Origin of the sequence: Scopulibacillus daqui (assembly GCF_016908855.1) — a bacterium.
Lineage (GTDB): Bacteria > Bacillota > Bacilli > Bacillales > Sporolactobacillaceae > Scopulibacillus_A > Scopulibacillus_A daqui.
The window spans coordinates 69,919-84,447 of the sequence record NZ_JAFBER010000006.1; the positions used below are offsets into that span (position 1 = coordinate 69,919).

Genomic DNA, 14,529 nt, shown 5'->3' on the forward strand with positions numbered 1-14,529 from the left:
ACATTTTTTATACGCAAGGTATTGAGTTGAGATTTGAAACAGTTGTACCGCGCTGACATATTTTTTATTAAAACTTAATTAATGTCTTTGATCAATCCTTCTGTAGATTTGCCTTCCGCCTATATTCCATTCCTTTGCCCTTATCTTTCAAAGCACAATACTTATAGTCCCGGTAATCATATTTAAATGCAAACGGTTTTGTTTAAAAAATATTTTGTTATAAAATATTTAACGTTGAAAGCATTTTCAAAAGGTTTAATGCCATAAAATTTTACCTTAATAATGAAGGGACTGATGATTTAACCTGCAATCATTTATTCATTAAATATATTAAGGGTAAGGGAGTTACTTTCAAATGTATAGTGTATTTGGACTAAGTCATCACACCAGCTTACTTTTATATGCACTTGTTGCCATCATTCTCCTCATTGTCCTCATTGCAAAAGTAAAATGGAACCCTTTTGTTGTTCTTATTCTTGTTTCCATTTTATTAGGTCTTGTTGCGGGAATGAAATTTCCTGATATTGTTAAATCTGTTCAAGACGGCGTCGGGAGCCAACTGGGGTCTATTGCTGTAATTATCGGACTCGGTACGATGCTTGGCAAAATGATGTCGGAATCCGGAGGGGCTGATATTATTGCCAGTACACTGATTAAGCGGTTTGGTGAAAAAAATGTTCACTGGGCAATGATGTTCGTCGCATTAATTGTCGGCATTCCGGTCTTTTTTGAAGTCGGGTTAATTCTTTTAATACCGCTTGTTTTTACAATTGCACGGAAAGCCAATATGTCCTTATTGCAAATTGGGATCCCGCTGGCAGCCGGTCTCTCTTCAGTTCATGGCCTTCTCCCGCCGCATCCTGCACCAATGATCGCCATAGATGCTTTTCATGCAAGCATTGGAAAAACTATTGGCTATGCGTTCATAGTCGCTATTCCAACAGCGATCATTGCTGGCCCGGTTTTCGGGACATTCATTGGCAAAAGAATCAAATTATCGCCGTCAACAGAACTCGCCAAGCAATTTTCTAGAAAAGACAACCATTTTAAAACGACTGGTTTCGGGATCACATTATTCACTATATTGATTCCAGTTATTTTAATGCTTTTAAGCGCGGTCGTTGATGTTGCTGCCAAAGGAAATAATACAGTTAAAACGATTTTTGACTTTATCGGAAATCCAATTGTGGCATTAATTGTTGCTGTCATTTTTTCTTTTTTTTCACTGGGTTATTCGAAAAAAATGTCCAGAGAAGATGTTTCTAAATTTACTTCGCAATGCTTGGCGCCTACGGCATCAATTATTTTAATTATTGGAGGCGGCGGCGCATTTAAGACTGTGCTTATTAACAGCGGTGTCGGCAATGCTATTGCTGATATTGCATCGCATACCAACATTTCACCGCTTTTATTTGCATGGCTGGTTGCTGCGCTCATCCGTATTGCAACAGGTTCTGCAACAGTAGCTATGACTACTGCCGCCGGAATTGTTACACCGATCATTGCTCAAGCTCCGGACGTAAATTTACCATTGCTCGTACTCGCTACCGGCTCTGGTTCACTGATTTTATCGCATGTAAACGATGCTGGTTTCTGGATGGTCAAGGAGTTCTTTAATATGTCTGTTTCGCAAACATTCAAATCATGGACCGTTATGGAAACGCTTATTTCTGTCGTTTCGATCATTATTATATTAATACTGAATGTTATTTTATAGTGCATTTTGATGAAATGAGGGGTTTTTTGTGAAAGAATCTACATATATGATAGGTGTAGACATTGGAACAACAAGTACAAAAGCCGTTCTCTTTGCAAAGGATGGCAAAATCGCTGCCCAACACGCCGTTGGTTATCCATTATACAGCCCAACGCCGTCGGTGGCTGAACAAGATCCTGATGACATTTATCAAGCCGTCATTGAGTCGATTAAACAAATCATGTTAAAAAGTGCAATAGATCCAATTAACTTAGCGCTTGTTTCCTTTAGTTCAGCGATGCATAGTGTGATAGCTGTTGATAAAAACAGCCGGCCATTGACTAAAAGCATTACATGGGCAGATAACAGAAGTTTTTCTTATGCTGAGAAACTCAAAAATGAATTTAATGGACATGACATTTACTTGCGCACCGGTACACCAATTCATCCGATGTCGCCATTATCTAAACTTTTCTGGCTGAGAAATGAGCACCGCGAAACTTTTAAGAAAACCTATAAATTCATTGGCATTAAAGAATATGTCTTTTTTAAACTGTTTGGACAATATATCGTCGATTATTCTATTGCTTCAGCTATGGGCATGTTTAATTTAAAAGCACTTGATTGGGATCAGGAAGCGTTAGATATTGCCGGCCTTTCCCCTGATCAGCTATCAAAGCTTGTCCCGACAACACATGTTATGAAACATTTAGATCCAAAAGCGGCTCATGCTATGGGAATTAGAACTGATACACCTTTTGTCGTTGGAGCAAGTGATGGCGTCTTATCAAATCTTGGACTAGATGCAATTAAACCGGGGGTTGTCGCTGTAACAATCGGAACAAGCGGTGCTGTCCGCGCTATAAGCGGCCGGCCAGTTACAGATCCAAAAGGAAGAACCTTCTGCTATGCTTTAACAGAAAATCATTGGATTGTCGGCGGCCCGGTTAACAACGGCGGATTGACGTTCCGATGGGTTCGCGACCAGCTTGGCGACGCTGAAATAGAAAAAGCTAAGCAGCAAGGGCTTGATCCTTACGATATATTAACTAAGCGAGCGGCAAAAATAGCCCCTGGTTCCGATGGCCTTTTATTCCACCCTTATATGGCTGGCGAACGCGCCCCATTATGGAACGCTGATGCACGCGGATCATTCTTCGGCCTCGCCCTTCATCATACCCGCGACCATCTCATACGCGCCGTTCTTGAAGGAGTTATATTTAATATTTATGGTGTCCTTCTCGCCCTTCAGGAACTTATTGGCATGCCGGAAAGCGTTCAGGCAGCGGGGGGATTTGCCCGCTCCGAACTGTGGCGCCAAATCATGGCCGATATTTTTGGACAAAATGTAACCATACCGGAAAGCTTTGAAAGTTCATGTCTAGGAGCGGCTGTTCTAGGTCTGTATGCAATAGGAGAGATTGATTCTCTTGATGTGGTCAGTGATATGATCGGCATCACCCACAAACACCAGCCTATTCCGGAAAACGTCGAAGTCTATAATGAACTCAAACCTATTTTTTTATCGTTTTCACGAAGAATGGCCGAAGAATATCATCGCATTGCCGATTTTCAAAGAAATCATTTAGAAAAATAACGCTCAACGTAAAATAATGATATAGAAAAGGCCGGCTCTAGCAGTCCTTTACGACTTTTTGAGCCGGCCTCTAATATTATTGAATGAACTTATAAACCATATATAAAGAAAAGAAAAAGAAATATCAAAAATAATATTAGCCCTGAAATGACTGCAAATCTGTCAAATTTAGTTTTTCTTTTAACTAGGCCAATAAATCCAAATAATAAACTTGCAAGCGAAAGAGTCAGGAGCCAATATGAGGGTTTAACGATAACTATTAAAAGGGCGGTAATTAACCATATTGGTACAACTATTTTAAGCTTTTTCATCCAATTAGGACAATCCTTTCATGATGTCATGATTGACTTAAGCAACTAGTGTGAATTGTTATACAGAATAAATTACTATTTTAGTCAACTGTTGTAATTAAAAAAAAAGTCAATTCCTTTGCGGCTTCTCCAAATTTTGTTCGGTGATCTCCGCATTTTGCTCGCTTTTCTTTTCTCCGTTCCAGCTTCTGATTGAGTGAGTTCATGTATGTGCTCTAGTGTTTCTTGGATTTTTTCCTTTAATTTTGCTTCGAATTTCTCTGCCGATTTTTTCCATAAAAAAGAATACTTATTGGCATTGGCTTCAATCTTAGTGCCATCAAAAAGTAGTTTCCATCGTAATGTATCCGTCTTTAATTAATTGCAGAATCATGGTCTCAAATAAATCATCCATTAAGACTTTCATCCGTTCGCCGCGGAATTCATTGATCGTGCGAAAGTCTGGTTGCTGCATCGCCGCCAACCACATGGCAGGGATATTTTCTCTTGTCAATTTTTCGATGCCGCGACAAGAGTAAACCTTTTGGGAATAAGCATAGAGAATGATTTTAAGCATCATTTTCGGATGATAGGAACTTCTGCCGCCGCCTTTATAATGAGAAAACAATTGGTCATCTGGCACAGCTTCAACCATTTCATCCACCACACGTGCGGCATGATGCTCTGGTATGAGTGCTTCAATATCAAAAATAGCTTGAACTTGACGGTTATTATATGGTTTGAAAGTAGGGGCTAATTGTCTTTTGGGGTTCTTTTTATCCTCTGCCTCTTGAAGAAATGTTATTTGTGTGTTATAATTTTCGATAGTAGTCGTTTGATTACTCATAAAAAAACCGTCCTTTCTTTAAATGTTGTGTGGTAACTTCATTTTACAATATTGGACGGTTTTTTTGTGTACTTTTTTAAATAAAAAACGAAAACTCGCCGAAACGGCGAGTTTTTGATGTTTTAGTAAACGTAAGCAGCACCAACGATGATCAATAAGATAAATAGGACGACGATAAGCGCGAAACCTGCGCCCATTCCATAGCCGCCATATCCGCAGCCGCAGCCACCTGCGTAACCCATAAGACTACACCCCCTTTTTTAGGTGTATACTATAAGTTATGCACTTTCGGCTTTTTGGTTATGGACAAAAGTAAAATCAAACAATAAATTTTTTGCTTTTCCGGCAGGCGCATCTATACCCCGAGCTGAAACAGCGATGTCTTAAAGCTGTAACTTTACATGAATGGGATTAAGCATAAATTGCAGCCTGTGATTTAAGAGTATTCATAAATTCATGGAATTGCGGAATGTCCATTTGTTGAGCGGCATCTGACAAGGCTGTTGCCGGATCAGGGTGCACCTCGGCCATTACAGCATCAGCGCCAATCGCTATCGCCGCCTTAGCTGCAGGCAAAAGCAAATCTCTTCTGCCGGTAGAATGGGTCACATCAACCGCAACAGGTAAATGTGTCTCTTGCTTTAGAATTGGGACTGCAGAAATATCTAAAGTGTTTCTTGTCGCTTTTTCATAAGTGCGAATGCCTCTCTCGCATAAAATAATCCGACTGTTGCCCCGAGAGATGATATATTCCGCTGCAAACATAAATTCTTCAATAGTAGCCGATAAACCGCGTTTCAATAGAACAGGTTTGTTAACTGAACCCGCTGCTTTCAATAAGTCAAAGTTCTGCATATTTCTAGCGCCTATTTGAATAATATCCAAGTACTCGACAGCAGCTTCAATATCATTTGGATGCGTAATTTCGCTGATGACCGCCAAATCTAATTCGTCTGCCACCTGCTTTAAAATTTTTAAGCCTTCGATCCCAAGTCCCTGAAAATCATATGGGGATGTTCTTGGCTTAAAGGCGCCGCCGCGCATCAGCTTTAACCCTTGTTCTTTAAGCGCCAGAGCGACTTCTTTTACTTGTTCATAGCTTTCCACCGCACAAGGCCCCATTACGAAGTGCGGACGGCCGTCTCCAATATTTTCACCTTTAACATTAACGATCGTGTCTTCAGGCTTTTTCTTTCTAGAAACTAACAATGCTTTACGATTATCAGCTTCCTGAAGTTCAAGACTTGCTTTATAAATTTGTTTAAATAAGTGCTGGACTGTTGACGTTGTAAACGGCCCATTATTTTTCTCGGCAACCGTGTCCAATAATTTGCGTTCGCGAACAGGATCATATCGTTTAATGCCTTGCTCATCTTTTACTTTGCCGATATTTTTTACAATTTCTCCTCTTTTGTTGAGCAGATCTAACAATTGCAGATCAATGTCATCAATTTGTTTGCGAAGACTTTCAAGGTTTTGTCCTGACATAAGTAACCCTCCTTAAACTCAATTGAAAGCACGATATTTTAGTACTTCAACGCTTAAAATCGCTAAAATCATTTTATACACAACGCCAATATTAAGTACCAAAAATAGGCGCTCAATGCTTTAATCGTGCTAAAAAATTGTTGTTATTGCTCCATAAGATAAACAACCTGCACCAAAAAGTCAATACTTATATTTTTCAATATTTTATTTTTAAAAATATAAATTTCTTGGATTATCAATAGTGTAAACCCTTACAAAAATTATAAAAATTTTATTTTTTGAAAAAAGATCTTTAAAAAAGTAAGGATTCCATGATAAAATACTTTTAAATAAATGATGGCAAAAGCTATGACAGGTAAAAGTAATATTCGACTCCCTGCTGCAGAGAACTGGTGGTAGGTGCAAACCAGTACAAAGTTGAACATGAAATTCGTCCTTGAGCTTCTTTTTCGAACGTCTGGTGTGTACCAGATCATTAAAAAAAGACGGATCAGCCGTTATCCTAATGAGTGGTGGAATCTGATTCCGCAAATTGGGTGGTACCGCGAAATAATTTCGTCCCTGCATGCGTAGGGGCGTTTTTTGTTTTCAATAAAAAAGGGGGATGATCCATATGTTAGTCAAAAATCAAATTTTGTCTTTACAAGCTTATCAGCCGGGAAAATCTGTAGAGGAAATCAAAAAAGACTATGGTCTAGCAAAAATAGTTAAGCTTAATTCCAATGAAAATCCATATGGCTGTTCGCCAAAGGCTGCAGAAGCATTGGCGCGCTCATCTTCGCAATGTGCCGTATATCCTGATGGACAGGCGATGAATTTGCGAACGAAAGCGGCAAGCCATTTGGGTGTTAATGAAGACCAGATTATCTTTGGAGCGGGTCTTGATGAAGTTATTCAAATAATCAGCCGCGCCTTGCTTACGCCAGAATCAAACGTTGTAATGGCTTCTCCTACCTTTTCCCAATACAAACTCCATGCGGTGATTGAAGGTGCGGAAATTAGAGAAACTGCCACTGTCAACGGCCATCATGATTTAGAATCAATGCTTTCACAAATTGACAGCCAAACAAGGATAGTCTGGATTTGCAACCCTAATAATCCTACAGGCACTTACATCAATGAAACATCGTTAAAAGATTTTATCTCCCGGGTTCCAAAAGAAACCTTGGTTGTTATTGACGAAGCTTATTATGAATATGTGACTGCCGAAGATTTTCCTCATTCAGTAAAATTATTAGAAAATAACGAGAATGTTATGGTATTACGCACTTTTTCCAAAGCTTACGGCCTTGCTGGGCTTCGTGTTGGTTACGGCATCGGCAGCAGCAGCTTTATACAAAAATTAGAAGTCACTCGCCTGCCTTTTAACACGAGCCGTACAGCGCAAATAGCAGCTGAAGCCGCTTTAGAGGATCAAAACTTTATCAAAGAATGCGTTAAAATCAACGAGAAAGGCTTAAAAGCATTAGAGGCTTTTTGTGAAGAGCATCAAATCAATTATTATCCATCACAAGCTAATTTTATATTTTTAAAGACGGATAACGGCGCTAAACTTTATGAACTATTGCTGCAAAAAGGCTATATTGCCCGCCTATTTCCAGATGGTTTGCGGATCACGATCGGAACAGAAGAAGAAAATGAACAGCTATTATCTGATTTTAAAGATATTGTGGCTCATGCTCATACAGCGAACTGAAATTTTTTCCTGAATATCGGAAACACGCTAAAAACAAGAACTTGTAAAGCTTTAAATTTATTTTGATGTTAAGCTGAATAGATATAAAAACACCTGATTATATCTTATTAAATACGGATTCATTAAAATTTTTCAATTATGAGATTGTCTCACTGCATTATTTTAGGCTTTTGCCCATGCAACAATCGCTCTTTGCAGAATAGGCTATTAACGAGTAATTAAGGGAGTGATTAATGAGCATGATTCATACTGTTCAACAAGGTGAGACCATCTATTCAATTGCATCGAAGTATGGCATTGACCCGCATTATCTCATGAGTTATAACCAACTGCATTCACCATCGCTGCAGGCTGGACAGCAAATAAGAATTCCTGAAGGTATCCACCATCCAGGCGGTGCACATTATCCAGGCATGCCGCATTATCCAGGCGGCGGCACACATCACCCGGGCGGATCGCATCACCCAGGCGAAGCACATCATCCGCATGAATCTGCAGCAATACACCGCTTAGAGCGGCGATTGTCCCAGGCAGAGCGCCGGCTGAATCAATTAGAAAGCCGAGTTAGACATCTTGAAGGGCACCATCATTAGAAGCAAAGATAAGGGCAAGCGCTGGCTTGCGGCGAATCGAATCATAGTCCTAAAAGATGCTTTCTCATCGCATTAAAGAAGCCTACCATCATGGTAAGCTTCTTTTTCATTCATCAATTGTCAATAAAGTTCCTGAAAGCTTTGCGTGACTTTGCTCCTAAATATCCTTCCAGGTTTGCTGCAGCCAGGTTTTATTTTCCGGATAATCCTTGCCCCTTAGCAAGAACAACCCAGTTTTGCCCGGCACTTTCAGTCGTATAAATAGCATTGCTTTGCGTAGAGTAGGTCATTTGCTTTGGATCCTTAGGATTTTGTGCAATGTATTTTATAGGATCCTGTTCAACCGAAGAAATATCAAGGGGAGTCACATTGTCTGATTTCAGATCAACCTTGTCTAATTCAGACTCGTTTGTGTAAGCCCCCGCATAGATATAACCATCAAAACCGAACCATAAGCTTGTTATATTTTTATTCAATGATTTTAATTTAAACGTTTTGCCATAGTCTTTGGATAGAAATAAGCCTTCATTTGTGCCAACTGCAACTATATTTTCTTTTTTAGGATGGACGGCAATGGTTTGCGGCTCCCCTTTTAATCCTTTTGCAGCGCTTTTTACCCATGACTTCCCATCATTTAATGAATAATAAAGTCCTGGACTCGGCATTTTTGAATTTTTATGTGGGTTAAATACATAAATAGCGTGGGAATAGTACCCAACAGCCATATGTTGAAAATAGGTTTCTTTGGAAAACCCTAATGTCTTTATATCTTTGCCTTTGTTTGTAACCTTAATCAATCCAAGGGGATTTGGGTGTTTTGAATCTTTGCCGGGATGGCCGCTGCCGTAAAAACCGTCATTTGACGCGGCAAAACCCAAATAATTATTTTTATCTGCATTAAGCTTTTTCCAATTGCCTTTATTATAGACTTCAACCCCATCTTGTACTGGTATATAAAGGTCTTGTCCATTATTTGTGTATCCTAAGCCATAAATTTTATTAAATGTCATCGTTTTCGTTTGTGAGCCATTATAAAGATAGAGAAACAAGGCAACGATTATAGCTATAAAAACAATAACGATGACGAACAGCCCGCCAAAACCTTTCTTTGAGCCATTCGCTGTTGGATTATTTGTCATTAGACGATGCTCCTTTTAGGTAAACTTGTTGGATTCTCGCTACTCATCATCCAATTCATTTTAATGATAAAGATTATCGCAGCATTAAACAAGTCATAAGCTGGCAAATGATCAGTTTTTTCTAAGAAAAAATGCATTTAGTCACAGTATTGAAAAATTAATGCGTCAATAATAACTGGAAAGAAATAAAGCGAGTTCCGCGCCGCTTGACACTAGGAACTCGCTTTTATTATCAGGAATGATGCGCTGCCTTTTCTTTCATCGTTTGAATCAGCGCTTCACGCTCTTCTTTTGAAACGCTTGAACAGCCTGATTGGCATGATTTTTTCATCGAACAAGAGGCACATTGACCTTGACGGCTCTTTTTAACAAACCGGATTAATGTCAAAGCCGCATACCCAAAGATTAGTACGCCTATGATAATACTTATCATCATCTTCTTTCTACCCCCTCGTTAATGGAAACCCAGCAATTTTCCGCCTTGGTAGATGATTAGAGAAAGAATATAAGCAATGGCTAAGGCATAAAAAATAGAAAATGCCGTCCATTTTTTTGAACCTGCTTCCTTTTGTATCACAGCGACAGTAGACAAACATGGTACATACAATAAAATAAAAACCATGAAACTATAGGCTTGAAGCGGTGTAAAGAAGCCTGTAATGATATGTGTCAGCGATTGGCCATCTGGGACAAAGTAAAGGACATTCATTGTTGAAACAACAACTTCCTTAGCCAGAAAACCAGTAATCAGCGCGCCTGCCGCCTGCCAAGTGCCGAAGCCAAGCGGCGCTAACAACGGTGCAATATAACTGCAAATAATAGCCATAAAACTCTTGTCGATAGGAACGTTAAATCCGCCAGGCCCCGCATAAGACAAGAACCAGATGGCTACCGTTCCGCCAAAGATGAATGTGCCCGCTTTTCTTACAAACCCTTTTCCTTTCTCCCAAGTACTTCTTAATAAGGTTCTAGCTTGAGGGACGCGGTACGGCGGAAGTTCAATAACAAAAACTGAACCTTCCCCCTTAATAAACAGCGAAAAGACTTTTGCTAATATCAATGCAACGATAATGCCGAGAACATACAAAGAAAGAACAATCAGCGCTTGGTGCTTGTGAAAAAAGGCAGCAACAAATAAACTGTATACAGATAACCGCGCCGAACAAGACATTAATGGCGTAAGCAGCGTCGTCAGCAGCCTTTCCTTTGGCTGTTCAATCGTCCTTGTCGCCATAATGCCCGGAACGTTACAGCCGAAACCAATGATTAAAGGAATAAATGCTTTGCCATTTAAACCGACAGATTCCATAATCCGATCCATAACCATGGCAACCCTTGCCATATACCCTGAATCCTCTATTAATGATATAAAGAAGAACAGAATGAAAATTTGCGGAACAAAGACCAATACCCCGCCGACACCTGCTACAATGCCGTTGAGAACGACATCCCTTATGAAATGTGTGGCGCCGATGGCTGTCAGCCCCTTGCCTATCCAATCAGTCAACGGACCGGAAAAGAAAGCATCGAGAGCATCTGACAACGGTGTACCAAGGTAATTAAAGGTCAAATTAAATACGATAAACATTAACATTAGGAATATAGGGATTCCCAAAAACTTATTAGTGACGATGGCGTCAATTTTTTCAGTTAATGTTGTTCCTTTAACACCTGTCTTTGTGACGGTATTTTCAAGAATGGATGAAATAAATTGCTGTCTTACGGCATGCAAATGATGCTTAATAGATTTCTTTTGATGCTGCTTCTTCAATTCATCACTTAATGTTTCATAGAGATGATTTAACTGTTCCGGATGGATGCATGATTCCAGATGTGACCTTACGACTTGATTTCCCTCCAGAAACTGAAGCGCCAGCCATCTTTTATTTAAATCTTTAGCATCAGGCATAATAGAGATAAGCTTCTCTACAGCCGACTCGACCGGTTCGCCATAATCAATATGTAACGGTGTTATACCTGTATCAGCCGTTGTAAGTTCTTGAGCAAGCTGTTTACACCCTTTGCCTGTTCTTGCAATAATTGAAACAACAGGCACACCCAGCTGTTCAGAAAGTGCCTGCTCATCTATTTGTATGCCTCGCGCCCGCGCAACATCTACCATATTCAAACCAATAACAGCTGGTTTCCCAAATTCCAGCAGCTGAATCGTTAAATGCAAGTTTCTCTCTAATTGTGACGCATCAACAATGTTCAATACCGAAGAAAATGATTCATTTAATAAAAATTCACTGGCGATGCCTTCATCTCTTAATAATGGATTTAACGTATATATACCTGGAAGGTCAATGAGAAAAGCTTTTTGGCCTTTGAGTGTACCGACCTTTTTCTCAACGGTTACGCCGTTCCAGTTGCCAACGTATTCATATGAGCCTGTTAAAATATTAAAAAGCGATGTCTTGCCTGTATTCGGGTTCCCAAATAATGCAATCTCCATTAGCATTTCTCCACCCTGATACACTTAGCTTCTTTTCTTCGAATACCAATACATTGTCCACACGCTTCAAGCATGCAGGGGCCGCCAAACGGCAAAGCGTATTTATAGCAAATCCTTTCCCCTTCTTTAATGCCCAGATCAAGCAAACGGTTTTGGATAAGAGGATTGATTTTTGATATATCAGTAATTAACCCTTTTTCACCGGGTTTCATTTGTGTTAATTCCATCCCCATTCCCCCATGATAATAATGAGAATCATTATCATTATCATAAATAAAATCAACGCTTTTGTAAAGTGGTTTTTACTTGAAATTTTCAAAATATAATCAGGCTGTTTCATCATGGCCCCCACTTTATCGCATTGTCATACTAGCTGTTGTCCGGAACCGTTTATGACCATCCAGTTTCAAGGCAAATCATTCAATGTTGAATCGTATTGTCAACAGCAAATCTTCCATTAATTAATAGGGTGCTTTACTCTGTGAAAGCATCTTGCTTTATGATATCATCGAAGTATGCCCTTTCGTAACTCTCCCATTCGTAAAGGAAAAACTTGCATCAGGAGTTGGAGAGCTATGAACAACGATCAACAATTACGGAGAAACATTGGATTAAGCACAGCCCTTTCAATTGTCATTGGAACGGTTATTGGCTCAGGGATTTTCATGAAACCGGGACAAGTCATCGATCTGGCCGGCAGTGCTCAAGGCGCTTTATGGGCTTGGGCTCTAGGCGGCATCATCACCATCTGCGGCGGGTTAACCGTGAGTGAACTCAGCACACAGATCCCAAAAACGGGCGGTCTTTATGTGTATATGGAGGAAATCTACGGCAAGATTATCGGCTATTTAAGCGGATGGGTGCAAACCATTATATACGGCCCGACAATTATCGGGGCTCTTGGGTTATACTTTGGCTCATTGCTTGCTAATTTATTTGGATTAAGCCATATTTGGATAACAATCTTCGGTATCTCAGCTGTACTATTTCTTGCGATTATGAATAGTATCGGCACCAAATTCGGCGGTGTTATTCAAACAGCGGCAACAATTGGAAAGATGGTTCCTGTTATTCTTATTGTCGTGTTTGGGTTATGGAAGGGGCAAAGTTCTATAACTGGAATCGCTGTTTCAAGTTCCCACGGCGGCATCGGCGGCATGGGCGCAGCTATCCTTGCAACATTATTTGCTTATGATGGCTGGATGCTGATCAGCTTGGTAGCCGGCGAAATGAAAAATCCGCAAAAAGTCCTTCCAAAAGCTATTACAATCGGACTTTCTGTCGTGACTTTCGCCTACTTAGCCGTTAACTTCGCACTTCTTCATATATTATCGCCAAATACTATTGTTCATTTAAACGAAAACGCGGCTGGAAAGGCGGCTTCCATAGTTCTTGGCGGAGTTGGAGGCAAAATCATCAACATCGGGATTCTCATATCAATCTTTGGCTGCCTGAACGGAAAGATTTTAACTTTTCCGCGCATCCCGTATGCCATGGCTGTTAGAGGGGAATTGCCTTTTTCCGGATTGATCTCAAGAATTCATAAAAGGTTTGCGACACCTGCCTATGCCATATTTTTAGAAGTTTTGATTTCGCTATTATTTATTTGTTTCAGCGATCCTGATCAATTATCACAAATTGCCGTTTTCGTTATTTATATTTTTTATATCCTATCATTTATTGCTGTCTTTATCCTCAGAAAGAGAAACAAAGGGATAAAAAGGCCCTACAGCGTGCCTTTATACCCGATTATACCTATAATAGCTATTGCCGGCTCTTCTTATATTGTTTTAAGCACAATATTTACGAGCCCTAAGGACAGCCTTTACTCAATCGGTTTAATGCTGACTGGATTGCCCGTCTATTGGCTGTTAAGAAAACAAATGAAAAGATATCAGTCAAAACAAGAATCAGAAGAAGCAGCCGGTTAAAGAAAACTCGCCAATTGGCGAGTTCTTTCTTTCATAAAGTATAACGCAAGTCCAATCAGCTCATTTTATAAAAAAGAGCTTTTTCGGAGGAAATCATGCGTCCCGTTATTGGAATCACATCTGATATAGAACCGCAGAAATTTTACGTTAAACAACCCTATGTCACCTCTATTATAGAATCGGGAGGCCTGCCGTATATCTTACCGCAAACACAAGATCTAACAATCATTCAGGATCTTCTTGGACATATCAATGGCCTGCTTCTGACAGGCGGTTCCGATATTGATCCATCCTTATACGGTGAAGAACCTCAGCCTGGTCTCGGACAAATTAAGCCGGACCGAGATCAATTTGAAAAGCTGCTGATCCAAGAAGCCCTCAAGAGAAACATGCCGATATTCGCCATCTGCCGGGGCTCTCATATGCTGAATGCCGCTTCAGGAGGCAGCCTTCTTCAAGACATCCAAAGCCGCAATAACGCTGCGCTTCAGCATTATCAAATGGCGCCAAGGGACTATTGTTCCCACTTTGTAACTATAAATAAAGGCACTTTATTGCATCAAATTATTCAAGCCAATCAAATCAAAGTAAACACTTTCCATCATCAAGCCATCAACAAACCTGCCCCGGGATTTCAAATATCCGCTGCATCGAGCGACGGTATTATTGAGGGGATCGAGAGCACCTTGTATCGGTTTGTCCTTGGCGTCCAATGGCATCCAGGAGATTTAATTCATAAAGAAAGCCATGCCAAACGGTTATTTCAGTCTTTTATCGATGCTTGTCTAAATAAGTAG

The 14,529-nt window shown here is 40.1% G+C and carries 13 protein-coding genes and 1 other annotated feature; of the genes, 6 read left to right on the top strand and 7 right to left on the bottom strand.

Features of this window, described 5'->3' with window-relative positions:
- The first annotated feature begins 355 nt into the window (after window positions 1-355).
- On the top strand, window positions 356-1,717 hold the full coding sequence (locus JOD45_RS06500) for a GntP family permease (protein WP_205003063.1): 1,362 nt from the start codon (window positions 356-358) through the stop codon (window positions 1,715-1,717).
- A 28-nt stretch (window positions 1,718-1,745) separates the two neighbouring features.
- Window positions 1,746-3,293, top strand: coding sequence for a gluconokinase (gene gntK, locus JOD45_RS06505; RefSeq protein ID WP_205003064.1), 1,548 nt, complete (start codon window positions 1,746-1,748; stop codon window positions 3,291-3,293).
- Between the two features lie 630 nt (window positions 3,294-3,923).
- Here the strand turns inward: gntK and JOD45_RS06510 are convergent.
- From JOD45_RS06510 to JOD45_RS06520, 3 genes are all read right to left on the bottom strand, one after another.
- Window positions 3,924-4,430 (bottom strand): transposase, encoded by a 507-nt coding sequence (locus tag JOD45_RS06510; protein WP_205003065.1) that lies wholly within the window; start codon window positions 4,428-4,430, stop codon window positions 3,924-3,926.
- A gap of 122 nt (window positions 4,431-4,552) precedes the next feature.
- Window positions 4,553-4,672: a YjcZ family sporulation protein gene (locus JOD45_RS06515; RefSeq protein WP_205003066.1), complete on the bottom strand. Its 120-nt coding sequence runs from the start codon at window positions 4,670-4,672 to the stop codon at window positions 4,553-4,555.
- 169 nt (window positions 4,673-4,841) lie between these two features.
- Window positions 4,842-5,918 carry a bifunctional 3-deoxy-7-phosphoheptulonate synthase/chorismate mutase gene (locus JOD45_RS06520; protein ID WP_205003067.1) on the bottom strand — a complete coding sequence of 359 codons (1,077 nt, stop codon included), beginning with the start codon at window positions 5,916-5,918 and terminating at the stop codon, window positions 4,842-4,844.
- A 339-nt stretch (window positions 5,919-6,257) separates the two neighbouring features.
- Window positions 6,258-6,484, top strand: a binding site (T-box leader).
- A 47-nt stretch (window positions 6,485-6,531) separates the two neighbouring features.
- On the opposite strand from JOD45_RS06520, the gene hisC reads away from it, so the two are divergent.
- Both hisC and JOD45_RS06530 read left to right on the top strand, forming a co-directional pair.
- Window positions 6,532-7,614, top strand: a complete 1,083-nt coding sequence (gene hisC / locus JOD45_RS06525; RefSeq protein ID WP_205003068.1) for a histidinol-phosphate transaminase — start codon at window positions 6,532-6,534, stop codon at window positions 7,612-7,614.
- Window positions 7,615-7,847: 233 nt separating this feature from the next.
- Window positions 7,848-8,207 (top strand): LysM peptidoglycan-binding domain-containing protein, encoded by a 360-nt coding sequence (locus tag JOD45_RS06530; RefSeq protein WP_205003069.1) that lies wholly within the window; start codon window positions 7,848-7,850, stop codon window positions 8,205-8,207.
- Window positions 8,208-8,398: 191 nt separating this feature from the next.
- Here the strand turns inward: JOD45_RS06530 and JOD45_RS06535 are convergent, their stop codons facing one another.
- The 4 genes from JOD45_RS06535 to JOD45_RS06550 form a co-directional block, all read right to left on the bottom strand.
- Window positions 8,399-9,346: a F510_1955 family glycosylhydrolase gene (locus JOD45_RS06535; protein ID WP_205003070.1), complete on the bottom strand. Its 948-nt coding sequence runs from the start codon at window positions 9,344-9,346 to the stop codon at window positions 8,399-8,401.
- Window positions 9,347-9,578: 232 nt separating this feature from the next.
- Window positions 9,579-9,782: a FeoB-associated Cys-rich membrane protein gene (locus tag JOD45_RS06540; RefSeq protein WP_205003071.1), complete on the bottom strand. Its 204-nt coding sequence runs from the start codon at window positions 9,780-9,782 to the stop codon at window positions 9,579-9,581.
- 18 nt (window positions 9,783-9,800) lie between these two features.
- A complete protein-coding gene (gene feoB, locus JOD45_RS06545; RefSeq protein WP_205003072.1) occupies window positions 9,801-11,801 on the bottom strand; it encodes a ferrous iron transport protein B in 2,001 nt (666 codons plus the stop codon).
- Entirely contained in the window at window positions 11,801-12,028 is a 228-nt protein-coding gene (locus tag JOD45_RS06550; protein WP_205003073.1) for a FeoA family protein, read from the bottom strand. Before JOD45_RS06550 ends, feoB begins: the two co-directional genes overlap by 1 nt.
- Before the next feature lie 348 nt (window positions 12,029-12,376).
- Between JOD45_RS06550 and JOD45_RS06555 the strand changes: the two genes are divergently transcribed.
- Both JOD45_RS06555 and JOD45_RS06560 read left to right on the top strand, forming a co-directional pair.
- Window positions 12,377-13,732, top strand: coding sequence for an APC family permease (locus JOD45_RS06555; protein WP_205003074.1), 1,356 nt, complete (start codon window positions 12,377-12,379; stop codon window positions 13,730-13,732).
- A gap of 95 nt (window positions 13,733-13,827) precedes the next feature.
- Complete coding sequence (locus JOD45_RS06560; RefSeq protein ID WP_205003075.1) at window positions 13,828-14,529, top strand: gamma-glutamyl-gamma-aminobutyrate hydrolase family protein; 702 nt, start codon at window positions 13,828-13,830, stop codon at window positions 14,527-14,529.

Coding starts and splice junctions, on each gene's coding strand:
- JOD45_RS06550 (WP_205003073.1), bottom strand. CDS start 12,028: ATGGAATTAACACAAATGAAACCCGGTGAAAAAGGGTTAATTACTGAT.
- JOD45_RS06520 (WP_205003067.1), bottom strand. CDS start 5,918: ATGTCAGGACAAAACCTTGAAAGTCTTCGCAAACAAATTGATGACATT.
- JOD45_RS06540 (WP_205003071.1), bottom strand. CDS start 9,782: ATGATGATAAGTATTATCATAGGCGTACTAATCTTTGGGTATGCGGCT.
- JOD45_RS06555 (WP_205003074.1), top strand. CDS start 12,377: ATGAACAACGATCAACAATTACGGAGAAACATTGGATTAAGCACAGCC.
- JOD45_RS06530 (WP_205003069.1), top strand. CDS start 7,848: ATGAGCATGATTCATACTGTTCAACAAGGTGAGACCATCTATTCAATT.
- feoB (WP_205003072.1), bottom strand. CDS start 11,801: ATGGAGATTGCATTATTTGGGAACCCGAATACAGGCAAGACATCGCTT.
- JOD45_RS06500 (WP_205003063.1), top strand. CDS start 356: ATGTATAGTGTATTTGGACTAAGTCATCACACCAGCTTACTTTTATAT.
- JOD45_RS06535 (WP_205003070.1), bottom strand. CDS start 9,346: ATGACAAATAATCCAACAGCGAATGGCTCAAAGAAAGGTTTTGGCGGG.
- JOD45_RS06515 (WP_205003066.1), bottom strand. CDS start 4,672: ATGGGTTACGCAGGTGGCTGCGGCTGCGGATATGGCGGCTATGGAATG.
- JOD45_RS06560 (WP_205003075.1), top strand. CDS start 13,828: ATGCGTCCCGTTATTGGAATCACATCTGATATAGAACCGCAGAAATTT.
- JOD45_RS06510 (WP_205003065.1), bottom strand. CDS start 4,430: ATGAGTAATCAAACGACTACTATCGAAAATTATAACACACAAATAACA.
- hisC (WP_205003068.1), top strand. CDS start 6,532: ATGTTAGTCAAAAATCAAATTTTGTCTTTACAAGCTTATCAGCCGGGA.